Origin of the sequence: Flagellimonas lutaonensis (assembly GCF_000963865.1) — a bacterium.
Classification (GTDB): Bacteria; Bacteroidota; Bacteroidia; order Flavobacteriales; family Flavobacteriaceae; genus Flagellimonas_A; species Flagellimonas_A lutaonensis.
Map to the genome: position 1 here is coordinate 1068266 of NZ_CP011071.1, position 16982 is coordinate 1085247.

A 16982-nucleotide genomic window follows, 5' to 3' on the forward strand; every position below is an offset into this window, starting at 1 on the left:
CTGAGCGAAGACGAAGGGCGGGAATGACAAAAATGGAAAAACTGAGTATCATAAAAATAGGAGGCAATATCATCGAAGATGAGACCCAGCTTCTGCAATTTCTTAAGCTGTTCGCTGCAATGGATAATCCAAAGATATTGGTCCACGGTGGGGGCAAAAAAGCTTCTGAAATTTCCAAAAAACTGGGTATCGAACCCAAAATGCACAAAGGTCGCCGAATCACCGATGAAACTGCCCTTGATGTGGCCCTAATGGTCTATGGCGGGCTCGCCAATAAAAAAATTGTGGCGCGATTACAATCTTTGGGCTGCAACGCTCTGGGTATGAGCGGTGCAGACGGCAACACCATCAAAGCGCATAAACGACCTGTAAAGGAGATGGATTACGGCTTTGCTGGTGATGTGGACGGCATTAATGCCGATTTGATAACCAATCTTTTACATCTTGGGATCTCGCCCATTTTCTGTGCATTGACCCACGACCAAGAAGGGCAGTTGTTGAACACCAATGCCGACACCATTGCTTCCGAATTGGCGGTGGGATTGAGCGATGATTTTGAGGTAACATTGTATTACTGTTTTGAAATGAACGGGGTGCTGCGTGATGTTTCCGATAAGGGTTCGGTAATCAAAAAAATCGATTCCACATCCTATCAAAAATTGATGTCCGATGGCATTATCAGTAATGGCATGCTCCCAAAACTGCACAACTGCTTCCACGCCCTGCAACATGGGGTGAACGAAGTAAGAATCGGTAATTTAGCCCTGTTTGAAAAAGGGAACCCCAATTATACAACGCTCACGTTATGACGCTAGATAAAGACACCTTGGCAAAAGAAGCCCTAGAATTGTTGAAAGAGCTGATATCCATTCCATCCTTTTCCGAAGAGGAAGACGGGACGGCAACCGCCATTGACAATTGGTTGGAAAAGTTTGGAGTTGATACCAAAAGGCAATACAACAACATTTATGCGTTCAACAAATACTATGATGAAAGCAAGCCCAATCTGCTGCTGAACTCACACCACGACACAGTGAAACCCAATTCCGCTTATACCAAAGACCCGTTCAATCCGCATATCGAGGATGGAAAATTGTACGGGCTGGGCAGCAACGACGCGGGTGGGGCTCTGGTTTCGTTGTTGGCGACTTTTGTCCACTTCTACGAGCGTCAAGACCTCAGCCATAATATCATCATGAGCGCCACGGCCGAAGAAGAGGATGCTGGTGACAAGAGTATTTCTGCTTTGCTGCCCATTCTTCCTGAAATAGATGTGGCCATTGTGGGCGAGCCCACCCAAATGCAATTGGCCATTGCTGAAAAGGGATTGGTAGTCTTTGAGGGAAAAGTGGAGGGCACGCCTTCGCATGCGGCACACCCGAATGACAACAATGCCATTTACAACACCATAGAGGTTTTGCAATGGTTCAAGAATTACAGGTTTGAAAAAGTTTCGGAGGTCCTCGGGCCAGTGAAAATGACGGTCACCCAAATCAATGCGGGCAGCCAGCACAATGTGGTGCCAGGGCACGTTGACCTTGTTATTGACACCCGTGTGAACGATTGTTATACCAACGAAGAGGTTTATGAAATCTTGAAAAAGGAAGCCCCTTGCAAACTGACGCCGCGTTCATTGAATTTGAGTAGTTCTTCGATTTCAATCAACCACCCTTTGGTGCAATCGGGCATTGCGCTGGGCAGGGAAACCTACGGTTCGCCAACATTATCCGATCAAGCAGAATTAAGCTGCCAATCGTTGAAATTGGGCCCTGGTGACAGCACGCGGTCGCACTCCGCCGATGAGTTTATTTATGTAGATGAGGTAATCGAGGGCGTTGGGCTGTATATTGATATTTTGGAGGGATTCTTATCAAAGAAATGAGATATTGGACGTGAGGTTCTAGATTCCTCGTAATCAGTTCTTGCGTCTCACATCGAAAATCAAACATCTAAAAAACAATGAAACTCTGGGACAAAGGCTTTAGCACCGATAAAAAAATAGACCAATTCACCGTGGGCAATGACCGTGAGCTTGATCTCGTTTTGGCAAAATACGATGTCATCGCCTCAAAGGCCCACGCGAAGATGCTGGGCAAGATGGGATTGATTTCCAAGGATGAATCCGATGCGTTGTTAAAGGAATTGGAGACCATTGGAAAATCCATCGCAAAAGGCAAGTTCACCATCGAGGATGATTTTGAGGACATGCACTCAAAAATCGAATTTCTGCTCACCAAGAGATTGGGCGATACGGGAAAGAAAATCCATACCGCACGTTCACGAAACGACCAAGTGTTGGTGGCCATGCAATTGTACCTCAAGGATGAACTGACCGAAATCAAGGCACAGGTCAAAACATTGTTTGATTTACTGCTGAAACTGGCCAAACAACACCAAAAGGTGCTGCTGCCAGGTTATACACATTTACAGCTAGCCATGCCCTCTTCGTTCGGACTCTGGTTTTCGGCCTATGCCGAGAGTCTGGTCGATGATCTCTACTTCGTACAAGCCGCCTACAAGGTTGCGGACCAAAATCCGTTGGGGAGCGCCGCAGGGTATGGAAGCTCCTTCCCCATCGACCGAAGCTTCACCACCAAAGAAATGGGGTTCGAGACCCTCAAATACAATGTGGTCGCCGCCCAAATGGGCCGTGGAAAAGTCGAGAAGGCCACCGCTTTCGGTATTTCAAGCATCGCGGCCACGCTCTCAAAACTGGCGATGGACATCACGCTCTACATGAGCCAGAACTTTGATTTTATCTCTTTCCCAAATGAACTGACCACGGGCAGCAGCATCATGCCCCATAAAAAGAATCCCGATGTGTTTGAATTGATCCGCGCCAAGTGCAACAAGATACAGGCCGTGCCCAATCAACTCACACTTATCACCAACAATCTGCCGAGCGGCTACCACCGGGACCTTCAGCTGGTCAAGGAAATCATCGTGCCTGCCTTGCAAGACATAAAGGCCTGTCTCGAGATGATGACCTTCAGTTTAAAGGAAATCAAGGTCAACAAAGACATTCTTGACGACCCAAAGTACGACTACCTCTTCAGTGTCGATACGCTGAACGAGATGGTCAAAAGCGGTATGCCCTTTCGTGATGCCTACAAGACCATGGGACAGGCCATTGAAAACGGCAATTTTAAACCGAAAAAGGACATCAAACATACCCATAAGGGCAGTTTAGGGAATTTGTGTTTGGATGAGATCAAAGCAAAAATGCAGAAGGCTTTAAAACCCTAACGGCTCCCCGCCCTTGTCAGGGAGGGGTGGTTCCGACTTTGGCGGAGGCGGAGTATCGTTAGGTCAAATGGCGCCAATGGCCAGTACCAAAGTATTTTTTTGGAACCTATGGCATTCTTTGATAATTTTCAAGTCATTGTTTCGGTATTTTTTATGAAAAGAAGGTCTTGGAACCCGTTGATTGCCAATAATCACAAAATAATTTGGTGTATATATCGTTTGAACAGAACACCAAACACTAACACATGGCAAAACCATTACGCTGCCTTTTACTTCTTTTTTCAACTTTCCAACTATTTTCGCAGACCCCTGTTCCAGATGTTAATTTTGAGCAATTTTTAGTCGATGAGGGCATTGACAGCAACGGATTGACCGGTGATATTCTCAATGCCGATGCGGCCGCGGTGACCAATTTAAATATAACGGTGAACACCATTACCGATTTTACGGGGCTTGAAGCCTTTGTAAATCTTATTACCTTGAACGCTGGCCGCAATCAGTTCGCCACCCTACCATTAAATACCCTCACCGCATTGGAAGAATTGGTTTTTGATGACAATGATGCACTGGCATCGTTGGATCTCTCGAACAACACTGCATTGCGCATTCTTGAATTGGATAGCTATATTCCAGGTCTTGTGCCGCACCCGCCAATCACTGTTTTAGATTTATCGAATAACATAAATCTAGAAGATTTGACCATTGGTTATATGGTGAACATCGATGATCTTATATTACCTGAAACTGCAAGCTTGACCGATATCGACATCAACCAAGTTCGGGAAGATGACCTAAATTTTTCAAAGCTATCAGGCCTCGAAAATCTGCGGATTCGCGGAAGCGCGGCCGTTAATCCTGTTACCATTACCTTGCCCGATGAAAAAACGGTATTGAAATCACTTTCCATTTCAGCAATCAATTTAGATACCGTAGACGTGTCAGAATTCATTGCTCTTGAAAACCTGTATTTGTTCGTCACCAATGTGCAGACCCTTTTACTGCCCGCAACCAATACATTGACAGATATAGACATAAACAACCATCGAATCACCAATATTTCCTTTGTCAATCAACCCGGACTGATCAATTTGGAACTGAACAGCATTGAAAATGGTCTTGGCCCGCTCGTCGTAGATTTAAGTCAAAATCTTGCCTTGGAAGACCTTGATTTATCCAATAATGAGATGACATCTATCGACATCGTGAACAATGTCAACCTAACAGATTTGGACCTGGGCAGCAATGAACTGACCACTTTAGACATAACTTCAAATGTTCTACTTGAAGATGTAAATGTTAACCGAAACCAATTGACCACATTGGATTTATCACAGAATCCGTTATTGGAGCGATTGAACATCAGTTACAATCAATTTCCTGGTTTGGACGTCACCAACAACCCTGAATTGGGCTCATTGATCATCAGCAACAACCTTTTCACGGGAACAGGTTTGGATCTTACGCAAAACCCCCAACTCTATTATATAGATTGCTCCTTTAACCAAATTCAATCGTTGAATATCACCCAAAACACAAATTTGGCAAGCTTTATTGGCAATAACAACCTATTTTCCGGTACCGATATCATGGACCAATTTTACAACATACAGGCCGCACGTGGCGGTATTTATGCCTCTCAGCTGCTATATGTCCATTTTAATAATCTTTCTGGGAGAATCCCAGATTTTGCCGGCCTAATCAATCCCAATACCAATTATTTCAGGTTGCGTTTCAACGACAATAATTTCGAGTTTGGTGATTTTGAGGATGACCACGCTGAGTATGTATTCAATATGTCGGCAACCAACACTTTCAGTAGTACAGAGCTGCCCATCATGACCGAGTATCATTACGCTCCCCAAGCCAAGGTCAACAACATTGAAAACTTCACGAGAAATGCTGGTGAAGACATCACCCTGACCACCATTGTGCGTGGTAGCCAGAACCATTACCAATGGTTCAAAGATGGTATGCCCTTGGCAGGTGCCCCCGATAGCCCAGAATTGGTATTGATCGAATTGGATGACTGTGATGCCGGTGTCTATTACTGTGAGATAACCAGTGATCTTGTGCCTTTTGAAAACGCAAATCCACCGGGCACCGATGGCAAAAACCTGTTGTTGGTTCGAAACGACATCTCGCTGAACATCAACGTCAACAAGACGTGTGCATCCCTAATAAACCCATTGAACGCTGCTACCGATGTGCCTGTGACCACTGGCCTAACTTGGCGAGAAAACCCAAGTGCTTGCAGTTATATCTTGACCGTGGGCACCGCAACCGGAGCTTCAGATGTTGTGCCCGCTACCAATGTGGGCAAAGTGGAAACGTTCAACTTTGACACCGACCTAGCTTTCAACACAACTTATTTTGTTAATATCACGCCCGTTTTTTCAGATGGAAGTTTGGGCGGATGCACCGAAGAATCATTTACCACGGGCAGTGATTATGTAGTACCCGATTGCACCTCCCTGGTATCACCCGAAAACGGTGCTCTCGATGTTGCCATTGATACCGATGTTTCATGGAACCACGCCAATGGTGCCGACGCGTATCGAATAACTATCGGCACAACCACTGGCAACAACGATATTCTTGACAATTTTGACGTGGGCAACGTAACCACATATGATCTACCCACCGATCTGCCTGAAAACACCGAAATCTATGTAACGGTGACACCTTATAATGTTGCTGGGGGTGCCATGGACTGTACCGAGGAAAGCTTTACCACAACCAATGTGGCGACCGTGCCAAGTTGTACAACACTTTCAAATCCTGCAAACGGTTCGGCAGACGTGCCATGGGATACTGATGTAACATGGAACGCAATAACAGAAGCTACAGGTTACAGGTTGACCGTTGGTACTTCTTCGGGAGCAAACGATATTCTGAACAATTTCGATGTGGGCAATGTGACCACCTACGATTTGCCCAGTGACCTACCACATGGAACAACAATCTATGTTTTGACAACCCCCTACAATACTGTAGGCGATGCAGTAGGATGCAGCGAAGAAAGCTTCACCACAGACCTTGCTTCCACTGTGGCCTGCGTACGATTGATCAATCCATTAAATGGTGCGACCAACGTTTCCGTGACGACCGACTTGACATGGGAAACCGAACCTATTGCCGATGGGTACCGTTTAACAGTGGCAACTTCATCGGGCGGCAATGATATTTTGAACAATGTGGATGTCGGAAATGCAACTACTTATGACCTGGCTACAGATTTACCTGCCAATACCCAGATATTTGTAACCATAGTGCCCTACGATTCCGTTGGAAGTGCTTTGGATTGTTCTGAGGAGAGTTTCACGACCAGCACCCCAACGATACCCAGCTGCACAACATTGGTCAGCCCGATTGACGGAGCGGTCGATATTTCCATCACAACCGATTTAACTTGGAATTCGGTAAACAATGCCGATGGATACCGATTGAGTATCCGCGATGGGGCATCGGTGAGCTACAATATTTTAGATGATGTAGATGTCGGGAATGTGACGGTCTTCGATTTGCCCAACGACCTACCGGAGAACAGTGACATCTATGTACTAATAGTACCCTATAACGACACAGGTGATGCGATAGGCTGTACTGAAGCGTTTTTTGTGACCGGTGAAGAACCTACCATACCCGAATGTACTTCATTGCTAAGTCCGAACAATGGTTCTGCCGATATTCCCATCGATATAAATCTATCATGGAATATTGTTTCAAATGCCAACGGCTATCGATTGATTGTAGGAGCCGCTTCAGGGCAAAACGACATTCTCGATTCTGCAGACGTGGGCAATGTCACCTTTTTTGACCTGCCTAATGACCTGCCGATGAATACCGAGATTTTTGTGACCATCGTACCCTACAATTCTGTGGGAGATGCCACCGGATGTGTCGAAGAAAGCTTTACCACCTTCAACGACATGGGTAATTCGGTACCAAACTGTACCCGGTTGAACACCCCTGCAGATGGGGCAATGGATGTTGCCGTTGATACCGACATTTCTTGGGATAGCATTGCCGCAGCCGACGGTTATCGATTGACCATTGGAACCGATTCTGGGGGCAATGATATTTTGAATGGGGAGGATGTAGGACTGTTGACCTCGTATGATTTGGCCGAAAACTTGCCGAATGCCCAGCAGATTTACGTGACGATCACTCCCTACAATGCCCAAGGCAATGCCCTGGGATGCAACGAAGAATCGTTCACTACAATTGGACTTAGGGAAGAAGGCCAAGCAGAAACCCTCTTTGGGTTTTCACCCGATGGAGACGGCATCAACGATTATTGGGAAATCAACGGAATAGAGAACCATCCTGCCAATACGGTGATAATCTTTAACCGCTGGGGTGATATGGTGTTCAAGATCGAGGGGTATGACAATGCCGGAAATGTATTCAGGGGCGAGGCCAACCAGTTGACGGGTATGGGGGCCGGACAGCTTCCTGAGGGCACCTATTTTTTTCAAATCAACATTCCAGAAGAACATAATCTAAAGACTACCCAAGGGTACTTGGTGTTAAAGCGATAAGACTATGGCAAAAAAGTTTTTTTCAATGGTGGTTTTTGCCATTGCCTCCACATATTTGGCATGGGCGCAACAGACCCCGACCTTTACGGAATACAATTACAACACCTTTGTCATCAACTCGGCCTATGCCGGAGTATTTGATGGTGCAGAGGCCACATTGAGCAACATTGGGTTCGGCAATCCAGATTTTCAAGGCACTCCGAGAAGCTTTGCTTTCACCTTCAACACGCCATTGCAAAACCAGAAAATGGGACTCGGTGCGGGGGTCATAAACGATGAGATCGGGGTTACTTCAGCAACACAGATTTTTGCCGCCTATTCGTACAAGATTTATTTGAACGACAACAGGCACCCCTACTGGAAAGTCTATGATCGTACCTTTATCTCTTTTGGCCTGAATGCAGGGGCACTGCTGTACAACCAAGACCTCTTGGGCTTGGGCATACAAGACGACCCCAACTTTACCGAGAACGTCAACACAACTTTGCCATTGGCAGGTGCGGGCATACTTTTTGGCCATGGCAACTTTTTTGTGGGGGCATCCATGCCCAATCTATTGGGCGACACTTTTGCCAACCAAGACAATCTACAGCTATCACGGCCCATTTACGCGTATACCGGATATCATATCGCCCTAAGCCGTTTTCAGCCCGATTTCGTGTTCAAACCCAGTATGCTCTTTAAGTATGAATCAGGGGCACCCTTTCAGGTCGATGCCAACCTATCGGTAAACATCAAAAATACCGTTGAAATCGGCGCAGGCTATAGAACCAGCAACACGTTGAACGCTTTTGCCGGCTTCTACCTCTTTAAAAATTTTAGGGCGCTCTATAGTTATACCCAAGGCAGTGCCGACTCGCCCATAGGCAACACCCACGGTATTGTCCTCAGTTATCGTGCAGGAAATGGCTACGCTGTTGATTGATGGTCAAATATAAAAAAGGCGTTTTATCACTTGCAATTGATTACTTATTGCCCCAGTTTTGCCCTGTTTTAAAGGCCAAAAAGCCAAATACTGCCAAAACCAAAATATAGAACACCTTTAAACCAAGGTATACGTTTTTCCAAAAATCAGCTGTTGGGGTACCCTCCAAGCCATCATCAAAACCTGAAGCCATAAACAAAAACTGACTTGCGGGAACTATAATAAACGCAGTCAAACCCCATGAAACCAACAATATAAGGTTAGATGACCTGCTCGAGAAACCATTTAGCAAACACTTCAATAAATAGCTGAAAGAAAAAATGGTTACGGTAATGCAAAACCAGAAATATTCGTTGGCAATTACAAAATAAGTGTCATGAATGTTCATATCAGTGACCCCCTTTGGGTCATTGGAAATCCATACAAATATCAAGACAATAACAAGGGTTGAAAAAAGCCAAGTGAAATCTCCCCTTCTCACTTTATCATCCCCAAATTGATCACCTCTTGTTGCGTCAAAGGCCGCCAATGGCCTCGCGGCAGGTCTTTTTTGGTGAGTCCGGCAAAAACCACACGATCTAGTTTTGTCACCGTATAGCCCAAATGCTCAAAGATGCGGCGCACAATACGGTTGCGGCCCGAATGAATTTCGATGCCCACTTCCTTTTTGGTGGCACCCTTTACGTAGTCGACCTCATCGACCTCTATTTTGCCATCTTCCAACTGCAGGCCCTCACGAATCTTTCGCAGGTCGGCGATTTTTAGGTTTTGGTCCAAGTGTACATGGTAAATCTTGCGGACCCCGTGTTTTGGGTGGGTCAATTTTTTGGCCAGATCGCCATCGTTGGTAAAGAGAAGGAGTCCTGTAGTGTTGCGATCTAAACGGCCCACGGGATAGAGACGGTTCTTTGAGGCACTTGAAACCAGTTCCATCACGGTTCTACGCCCTTTTTCATCGCTGGTAGTGGTGATAAAGTTCTTGGGCTTGTTGAGCAGCACGTACTCCTTTTTCTCGGGGTTCAGCTTTCGCCCATCAAACCGCACATCGTCAGTGCGCTTTACCTTGTGCCCCATCTCGGTAATCACCTTGCCATTTACGGTCACATTGCCCGCTTTGATGAAGGTGTCGGCCTCTCTTCGGGAACAAACCCCCGCATTGGCAATAAAACGGTTCAAACGAATAAGATTGGGGTCCTTTTTTAATTGGGGTGCTGTCTCTTTTTGTTGTTGGCTTCGTTTTATCGGAGAATTGCCACGGGCATTACTTTTTTCTCTATAACTGCCACCTTGCCTGCCCGAAGCCTTTCGGCCCTTGTAGTTGTCTGATTTCGCCATCAGTCCTTAAATTTTCGCAAAGATAGTCAAAGAATGGATGCAAGCCAGATTCGTTGTTTCAATATATTGCCAAGACCATTGTACAACATATTAACCTGTTATTTAAAAAAAACCGTTGACTGCCGTTCTCTATTGACCAATAACTTTGTCACATCCGGACGAGAATAGTGCCCCACAGGGTCAAAATTTTGTCGTTCTTCATAGACTCGGTTGATATCGATGGTATGATGGATGATTCCCTCTGCACCCACAACAGGTTCCAAAACCCATTCGCCATCAGGGCCAGCGATACATGAGCCACCATTGGCCAAAACATCAGGAGCCTTTTCCAAGATTTTATCCAAATGTGGCGTATCGGAAGGAAAATCCTTTTGGGTCATCATCGATGAAACCGAAATCACATAGCTTCTTGATTCGCGGGCAATGAATCGGGTAATGTCTTTCGTGTTGTTCAAGTTGCCGGGCCATACCGCAACGTGTAGGTTTTCGCCCTGACCATACAAGGCTGCACGGGGCAGGGGCATCCAATTCTCCCAACAATTGAGTCCGCCAACGGTGAACTGTTTCAAGGGGTGTACCTGCAGCCCATTACCATCACCGGGCGCCCAGGTCAGCCGTTCATCATAGGTGGGTTGCAGTTTTCGGTGTACCGATTTGATTTCCCCATGTTGGTCGATATAGACCAATGCACAATACAGGCTGTGTCCTCCGCGGTCTTTGGCCCGCTCGATCATGCCTAGATAAAGAGCCATTCGATTTTCTTTGGCCATCTGGCATATGGCATCCAGTTCACCTGCTTCAATCTGTATGGAGTTTTGTGCGTAATGGGCATGTAGTTCTTTGTTCAATTGCAAATCCCAAGCCGCGCCATCGGTATAGGCCAACCAAAATGGGTAGCCGGGCAACAGTGCTTCACCAAAGACCAAAAGCTCGGTCTTCTCTTTGGCTGTTTCCTGAATTGCCACAAGGATTTTTTCAAGGGTTGCCTTTTTATCTAACCAAACAGGGGCTATCTGTGCCAGGGCGACTTTCAACTCATTTTCCTTCATAAAATCCTATTTAAGACCAGGTCCACATCAATCAACAAAATACTGAAAACACCCAAAACAATGATGAACTTTAAGATGTTGTGCAGCCATACATAATGTTTTTTTCCGGTTGCTTTCCAAAGCAGGAATATGAACAGTGCCAATAAAATGATGCTTCCCCAGAAATACAGGTACATATACCCCACATCGAATATCTTTATGAGAAGGTAAGCGGGTATCAAGGTCAATACGGCCAACGAGGTGACCAATGCCTTTGAAACCCGTGGGCCGAAAATCAGGGGAATGGTGCGGTAGTTCTGCGCCATGTCACCGGGCATGTTTTCTAGATCTTTTATCATTTCACGGGCCAGAATGAGCAAAAAAAGAAAAACAGCATGTACAAAGATGACGGTTTCAAAATTTCGATAGTACACAAAAACCACAAAAAAGGGTGCAATGGCAAGAGTGGCAGAGACAAAATTGCCCAATAGCGGAATTCGCTTTAGTTTGTGTGAGTAGAACCAAATGCCAAAAATATATGCCGAAAAGAACAGTACGGCCCGAAAGGAAATATAACTGGCGGTGAAGACTGCCACAAAATTGAGCACAAAATAAGTGGTCAACTTAAACCGCTGGCTCACAAGCCTGTCCAACATGCTTTTTGTGGGCTTGTTGATCAGATCTTTTTCGGCATCGTAGAAGTTATTGATGATGTACCCCGCGGCGATAACGAGGGCTGAAGCGGTGACAATCAAAAAAAGGTTGAGGTCAAAAACCACCTTTGCCAATGGCAGGTCTGGCGCCAGAATGTAGATAGAAGCCAGGTACTGTGCCAATGTAATCATGAGTATGTTGTACCCACGTACCACAGAAAAAAGGCTCAGCAATTTGAAGAGATAGAACCTTTGCTTTCTGTTGAGCATTACGTATTTCTAGAAATTGTAGACCACCTCTAGCTTGTGGCCCTTCAAAGCCTTTCGGGCCCTGTCGATATCTTCAGTGAAGCCGAGAATATAGCCGCCGCCGCCAGAACCACAAAGTTTTAGGTAGTAATCGTTGGTCTCAATCCCCTTTTTCCAAAGAGAGTGGAACTGCTTGGGAATCATGGGCTTGAAATGGTCGAGCACTACGTGCGAAAGTTGCTTTACATGCCCGAACAGTCCTTTGATGTCGCCGTTCAGGAAGTGCTCGACACAGGCATCGGTATGTTTGACAAACTGGTCTTTTATCACATTTCTAAAACCCTCTTGTTTCATCTTTTCCATGAACAACTGTACCATGGGGGCCGTTTCTCCCGTCATGCCGCTATCGAGCAGAAAGACAGCGCCCTTGCCCTCTTTGTTCTGTGAAGGTATGCTGGTCGACTCTATATTGTCTTTTGAATTGATCAAAATGGGCAGGCTCAAATAACTGTTCAAGGGGTCAAGACCTGACGATTTACCATGGAAAAACGATTCCATCTTGCCAAAAATATCCTTTAGTTTCAGCAGTTTTTCTCGGGTAAGGTTCTCCAATACCGTAATCTTATCATGGGCGTATTTATCATAGATGGCCGCCACTAGGGCCCCGCTGCTTCCGATACCGTAGCCTTGGGGAATAGAACTATCAAAATACATTCCTTTTGAAACATCTTCCTTCATCGAAGAAATATCGAAGGTGACCAACCCATCATCTTGTATTTCTTCCAAATAATCAGCAAAACGCCTTAGGCCCTCATTTGACTTTTTGGCTTCCTCAAATAGATTCTCGGTGGTCTTCAACGCCCCTTTGAAAAAGTTATAGGGAATGGAGAGTCCTTTGGAATCTTTGATGATGCCGTACTCCCCGAATAGCAGAATTTTTGAATAAAACAATGGACCTTTCATAGCTAATTATCAGACGTTTGATGTGCAAATGTACTGAATCGACGATTTCGGTCGAATATTATAACGATAATTTACAATTTTTTTGCCCCAAAACCTATTCGATCACAAATGTGGTGGCCGTTCTCGCAATGCTGCAACAATGACTCACAGATAAACTGATAAACCGGTTTCTTTTCAGATTCTGGGTACAGTACATGTACATTGGCCCCTGCATCCAAGGTAAAACAGACATGTCGCCCGGTCTCTTTTCGATACTCCCAAATTTTATTGATGATTTCGAGTGTATTGGGCTGCATCAGCATAAAATAGGGTTGGCTGGTCATCATCATGGCGTGCAGCGTCAGTGCCTCGCTCTCAACGATTTCAATGAAGGCATCAAGGTTTCCATCGGAAAAAATGGCTTTCAGCCTTTCAAGATTGCCATGCGCCTGCTGAAACCGCTTTTCGGCAAACGGGTGGCCGTGCATCAAATCATGCCCCACCGAACTGCTCACTTGCTTCTGGCCCTTGTGCACCAACAGAATGGTATCATGAAAGTTCTTGAAATTTGGGTGTACCGGATAAGGATATTTGATTCCATATAAATCAGAGCTTTCGGGTATCGTAGGTGTCTCGCCCCATTGAATCACATCTCCCTCAATACTGCGACAGGCACTGCCCGACCCCAACCGGGCCAAAAAGGAGGCCTTTCTGATAAAAAAATCTTCTGACATTGCAGGGTCAGCCTCTTTTTCGATTGAAAGAAGACAAAGCGCCAAAGCCGCCATTCCACTGGCAGAAGAGGCTATTCCTGAGCTATGCGGAAATGAATTTGATGTTTCGATCACAAAATGGTATTGCTTCAAAAAAGGCAGATAACTCTCGACCCGCCCGAAAAACGTGCTGATTTTTGCTTTGAAGCTTTCTTTGGGTTTTCCCTCAAAGTAAAAATCGAATGAAAATTCTTCACCAGCGGTTTTCTTTCTTTCGAATGAGAGCGTTGTCGTCGTGGCACAGGCATCCAACATAAAACTAATGGATGGGTTCGCGGGAATCTGGTTGGCCTTCTTTCCCCAATACTTCACCAGTGCAATATTGCTGGGTGCCTTCCACGTTACCTTTCCGCCTGTTGCCAGGCCATCGGCTTTTTTAGAAAGAAAATCCTTTTCTGTCATCAAAAAACAATTTGGGCAAAGATACATACGAGGTGGCACCTGTTCACACAATTGTGAGAATTTCCTATTTTAGTAGTGACAGGTGCCAACCATGAAAAAAAAACTCGTTTACATCGCCATATCGATGACCGTATGCCTTTTGATAGGCATATTGGCGAGTTTTGCCACCCAAAGCTCGGTCAATGATTGGTACCAGACCCTGAACAAACCGAGTTTTAATCCGCCGAACTGGATTTTTGGGCCCGTCTGGGGAGTTCTCTATATTTTGATGGGCGTGGCCGCCGGTATCGTTTGGGCCAAGGGCATCTACCATCTATGGGTCAAAACAGCGTTGTACCATTTTGCCTTCCAATTGCTGTTCAATGCGCTATGGAGCATTGTTTTCTTTGGATTTCAAAGTCCGTTTTGGGCCTTGATAGTCATTTTAACGCTATTGATACTTATTTTTTTGACTATTCGTTGGTTCAAAGTGGTCAGCAAAACAGCTGCCGTATTAATGGTTCCTTACTTTCTTTGGGTCTGCTTCGCGGCCGTATTGAATTACAAGATTTGGGAGATGAATTAAGCCCTTCCTAACCTACCCAAACAGGAGGAAAGCGCAAGCTCAAGATTCAAGTGCAATGGTTTTTAGACACAAAAAACACGAATTTTTGAGGTTGCAATGACGTTCGCAACATACGTGGGTCTAGGCATTGAATTGTGAATTCCCCCTTTTGGGGCCAGGGGCCTTTTAAACTTTAACCAGGCATTTCAATCAACTTTTGTATGGTTCTCAAATTGCGGGCAGTAGCCTCGACTTTTAGTTTGCGCTCGATTGAATTGTTGTTTAGTTTGGCCTCTGCAAAGCCAATTTTACAATTCAGGTACACACAGGCATTGGTAATGTGAAAGTCTTCGCCTTCAAATTTTAATTTATTGAATTCATCGATCAAGGCTTTGGCCGGTGGCTGTTTTAGCAGTACAAAGAACAACTGCCTTGTATTTTCTTCTTTGGAAAAAGGATTGTTCTTCAAGATATTTTCTAAATCCTCTGCCGTTCTCACCAAAACCGGCACATCAAATCCGAAATCATCAAGAATGGCCTTTTTAATGCCTTCTTCAAGTTCGAACAGCTCCCCGCCCTTGTTTATAAAAACGATGTTCCCACTTTGAATATAGGTCTGTACCCCTTCAAATCCTCTTTTGTGAAGGCTTTTCCGCAAATCGGCCATTTTTATGGTCTTGTGGCCACTGACATTAATGCCCCTTAACAGGGCGATATAGGTTTGCATTCCTTCACTTTAAAAAATCCACTTCCAATCTACTGATTTATTTTAGTAAATTCAGACACATTTTTGATTCGCATTCATGGACAAGTATATTCTCGCCCTAGATCAGGGCACCACCAGCTCACGGGCCGTTGTTGTCGATAAAAAGGGAGCCATCGTCTCGGTGGCGCAAAAAGAATTCACACAGATTTTTCCGAAACCGGGATGGGTCGAACACGATGCCAAAGAAATCTGGTCAACCCAAGCCGGTGTCGCCGCCGAGGCGGTTTCAAAGTTGGGATTGGATGCTGCCCAAATCGCTGCCATCGGTATTACCAACCAACGTGAAACGGCCGTTGTGTGGGACCGCAATACCGGCGAACCCATTTACAACGCCATTGTCTGGCAAGACAAACGAACGGCCGATTTTTGCGATCAACTCAATAAAGAGGGTAAGGCTGAATTGATTCGAAAAAAGACTGGTCTGGTCATCGACTCTTACTTTTCCGCCACGAAAGTGAAATGGATTTTAGACCATGTCGAAGGGGCCAGAAAACGCGCCGAAGCAGGCGAATTGGCATGGGGCAGCATTGATTCTTGGCTCATTTGGAAGATGACCCAAGGCAACCTGCACATCACCGATGTAGCGAATGCCTCTCGGTCATTGATATTCAATATCAATACCATGGACTGGGATGACGAACTGCTCGAACTGTTCACCATTCCAAAGAGCACCTTGCCCGAAGTACGCCAATCAAGCGAGGTGTATGGCCATACAAGTCCGAATTTCTTTGCGGGCAAAATCCCCATTTCGGGCATTGCCGGCGATCAACAAGCGGCCCTTTTTGGGCAGATGTGCACCAAACAGGGCATGGTCAAGAATACCTATGGCACCGGTTGTTTTATGCTGATGAATATTGGTGAAAAGCCCATCATCTCAAAGAACAATCTATTGACGACCGTTGCCTGGAAAATCAACGGGAAAACACATTATGCCTTTGAAGGAAGCATTTTTGTTGCGGGAGCGGTGGTACAATGGCTTCGCGACAGCTTGAAGATCATTAAAACTTCTTCTGAGGTAGAAAAACTGGCAGGTTTGGTTGATGGTGCGGAGGGTGTTTATTTTGTTCCCGCATTCGCGGGATTGGGCGCTCCGCACTGGAACCAACATGCCCAGGGCACCATCTTTGGGCTGACACGCGGTAGCACAGATGCCCATATAGCAAGGGCAGCTTTGGATTCCATCGCCTATCAGACCATGGATATTTTAAAAGCGATGGAGGCCGATTCAGGAATATCCATCAAAGAATTACGGGTCGATGGTGGGGCCACCGTCAACAATATGTTGATGCAGTTTCAGGCCGATGTGTTGAACACGGTCACGGTGCGCCCAAAAATTGTGGAGACCACCGTAATGGGTGCGGCCTATCTTGCCGGATTGGCCGTTGGATATTGGAACAGCGCCGAAGAAATACAGGATATTTGGGAGGCCGATGTGCATTTCAGCCCCACGCCTGACAGAAGACCCATCGAAGATGGAATCAAGGGCTGGTATCGGGCCATTGACGCTCTTGAACATTGGTCAAAAAATAGTTGATGGTGACTAGACAGCAATCATATGTTCAATTATTGACCCGACCA

General features: G+C 45.6%; 14 protein-coding genes. 7 read left to right on the plus strand and 7 right to left on the minus strand.

The features are described from left to right. The first annotated feature begins 32 nt into the window (after positions 1 to 32). The 5 genes from argB to VC82_RS05070 all read left to right on the plus strand — a co-directional run bounded on the left by argB (position 33) and on the right by VC82_RS05070 (position 8712). A complete protein-coding gene (argB, locus tag VC82_RS05050) occupies positions 33 to 809 on the plus strand; it encodes an acetylglutamate kinase (protein ID WP_045803267.1) in 777 nt (258 codons plus the stop codon). Next, the gene (locus tag VC82_RS05055) at positions 806 to 1882 is read left to right on the plus strand and encodes a M20 family metallo-hydrolase (protein ID WP_045801395.1); all 1077 of its coding nucleotides are present in this window, start codon (positions 806 to 808) and stop codon (positions 1880 to 1882) included. The genes argB and VC82_RS05055 overlap by 4 nt, the downstream gene beginning before the upstream one ends. A 77-nt stretch (positions 1883 to 1959) precedes the next feature. After that, positions 1960 to 3246: an argininosuccinate lyase gene (gene argH, locus VC82_RS05060; protein WP_045801396.1), complete on the plus strand. Its 1287-nt coding sequence runs from the start codon at positions 1960 to 1962 to the stop codon at positions 3244 to 3246. A gap of 245 nt (positions 3247 to 3491) precedes the next feature. Next, positions 3492 to 7787 (plus strand): T9SS type B sorting domain-containing protein, encoded by a 4296-nt coding sequence (locus tag VC82_RS05065; protein ID WP_045801397.1) that lies wholly within the window; start codon positions 3492 to 3494, stop codon positions 7785 to 7787. 4 nt (positions 7788 to 7791) lie between these two features. Then, positions 7792 to 8712: a PorP/SprF family type IX secretion system membrane protein gene (locus VC82_RS05070; protein WP_045801398.1), complete on the plus strand. Its 921-nt coding sequence runs from the start codon at positions 7792 to 7794 to the stop codon at positions 8710 to 8712. A gap of 40 nt (positions 8713 to 8752) precedes the next feature. On the opposite strand, the gene VC82_RS15525 is transcribed toward VC82_RS05070, so the two are convergent. The 6 genes from VC82_RS15525 to VC82_RS05100 all read right to left on the minus strand — a co-directional run bounded on the left by VC82_RS15525 (position 8753) and on the right by VC82_RS05100 (position 14094). Then, on the minus strand, positions 8753 to 8905 hold the full coding sequence (locus VC82_RS15525) for a hypothetical protein (protein WP_157517993.1): 153 nt from the start codon (positions 8903 to 8905) through the stop codon (positions 8753 to 8755). 284 nt (positions 8906 to 9189) lie between these two features. Beyond that, positions 9190 to 10047 (minus strand): pseudouridine synthase, encoded by an 858-nt coding sequence (locus VC82_RS05080; protein WP_045801400.1) that lies wholly within the window; start codon positions 10045 to 10047, stop codon positions 9190 to 9192. A 98-nt stretch (positions 10048 to 10145) separates the two neighbouring features. After that, complete coding sequence (locus VC82_RS05085; RefSeq protein ID WP_045801401.1) at positions 10146 to 11096, minus strand: carbon-nitrogen hydrolase family protein; 951 nt, start codon at positions 11094 to 11096, stop codon at positions 10146 to 10148. Further along, positions 11093 to 11998, minus strand: a complete 906-nt coding sequence (locus VC82_RS05090; protein WP_045801402.1) for a geranylgeranylglycerol-phosphate geranylgeranyltransferase — start codon at positions 11996 to 11998, stop codon at positions 11093 to 11095. The genes VC82_RS05085 and VC82_RS05090 overlap by 4 nt, the downstream gene beginning before the upstream one ends. A 9-nt stretch (positions 11999 to 12007) precedes the next feature. Beyond that, positions 12008 to 12940 carry a mevalonate kinase family protein gene (locus tag VC82_RS05095; protein WP_045801403.1) on the minus strand — a complete coding sequence of 311 codons (933 nt, stop codon included), beginning with the start codon at positions 12938 to 12940 and terminating at the stop codon, positions 12008 to 12010. Positions 12941 to 13011: 71 nt separating this feature from the next. Continuing rightward, positions 13012 to 14094, minus strand: coding sequence for a diphosphomevalonate decarboxylase (locus VC82_RS05100; protein ID WP_045801404.1), 1083 nt, complete (start codon positions 14092 to 14094; stop codon positions 13012 to 13014). A 91-nt stretch (positions 14095 to 14185) separates the two neighbouring features. On the opposite strand from VC82_RS05100, the gene VC82_RS05105 reads away from it, so the two are divergent. Continuing rightward, positions 14186 to 14659, plus strand: coding sequence for a TspO/MBR family protein (locus VC82_RS05105; protein ID WP_045801405.1), 474 nt, complete (start codon positions 14186 to 14188; stop codon positions 14657 to 14659). Between the two features lie 172 nt (positions 14660 to 14831). Here VC82_RS05105 and VC82_RS05110 read toward each other — a convergent pair whose 3' ends face one another. Further along, positions 14832 to 15365 carry a DUF1697 domain-containing protein gene (locus VC82_RS05110; protein ID WP_045801406.1) on the minus strand — a complete coding sequence of 178 codons (534 nt, stop codon included), beginning with the start codon at positions 15363 to 15365 and terminating at the stop codon, positions 14832 to 14834. Positions 15366 to 15441: 76 nt separating this feature from the next. On the opposite strand from VC82_RS05110, the gene glpK reads away from it, so the two are divergent. Next, positions 15442 to 16938, plus strand: a complete 1497-nt coding sequence (gene glpK / locus VC82_RS05115) for a glycerol kinase GlpK (protein WP_045801407.1) — start codon at positions 15442 to 15444, stop codon at positions 16936 to 16938. Positions 16939 to 16982: the final 44 nt, after the last annotated feature.

What these genes read in the sequence shown, in the direction of transcription:
- argH (WP_045801396.1), top strand. Translation starts at nt 1,960, where the DNA reads ATGAAACTCTGGGACAAAGGCTTTAGCACCGATAAAAAAATAGACCAA.
- VC82_RS15525 (WP_157517993.1), bottom strand. Translation starts at nt 8,905, where the DNA reads ATGGCTTCAGGTTTTGATGATGGCTTGGAGGGTACCCCAACAGCTGAT.
- VC82_RS05090 (WP_045801402.1), bottom strand. Translation starts at nt 11,998, where the DNA reads ATGCTCAACAGAAAGCAAAGGTTCTATCTCTTCAAATTGCTGAGCCTT.
- VC82_RS05105 (WP_045801405.1), top strand. Translation starts at nt 14,186, where the DNA reads ATGAAAAAAAAACTCGTTTACATCGCCATATCGATGACCGTATGCCTT.
- VC82_RS05065 (WP_045801397.1), top strand. Translation starts at nt 3,492, where the DNA reads ATGGCAAAACCATTACGCTGCCTTTTACTTCTTTTTTCAACTTTCCAA.
- VC82_RS05095 (WP_045801403.1), bottom strand. Translation starts at nt 12,940, where the DNA reads ATGAAAGGTCCATTGTTTTATTCAAAAATTCTGCTATTCGGGGAGTAC.
- glpK (WP_045801407.1), top strand. Translation starts at nt 15,442, where the DNA reads ATGGACAAGTATATTCTCGCCCTAGATCAGGGCACCACCAGCTCACGG.
- VC82_RS05055 (WP_045801395.1), top strand. Translation starts at nt 806, where the DNA reads ATGACGCTAGATAAAGACACCTTGGCAAAAGAAGCCCTAGAATTGTTG.
- VC82_RS05070 (WP_045801398.1), top strand. Translation starts at nt 7,792, where the DNA reads ATGGCAAAAAAGTTTTTTTCAATGGTGGTTTTTGCCATTGCCTCCACA.
- VC82_RS05110 (WP_045801406.1), bottom strand. Translation starts at nt 15,365, where the DNA reads ATGCAAACCTATATCGCCCTGTTAAGGGGCATTAATGTCAGTGGCCAC.
- VC82_RS05100 (WP_045801404.1), bottom strand. Translation starts at nt 14,094, where the DNA reads ATGACAGAAAAGGATTTTCTTTCTAAAAAAGCCGATGGCCTGGCAACA.
- argB (WP_045803267.1), top strand. Translation starts at nt 33, where the DNA reads ATGGAAAAACTGAGTATCATAAAAATAGGAGGCAATATCATCGAAGAT.
- VC82_RS05085 (WP_045801401.1), bottom strand. Translation starts at nt 11,096, where the DNA reads ATGAAGGAAAATGAGTTGAAAGTCGCCCTGGCACAGATAGCCCCTGTT.
- VC82_RS05080 (WP_045801400.1), bottom strand. Translation starts at nt 10,047, where the DNA reads ATGGCGAAATCAGACAACTACAAGGGCCGAAAGGCTTCGGGCAGGCAA.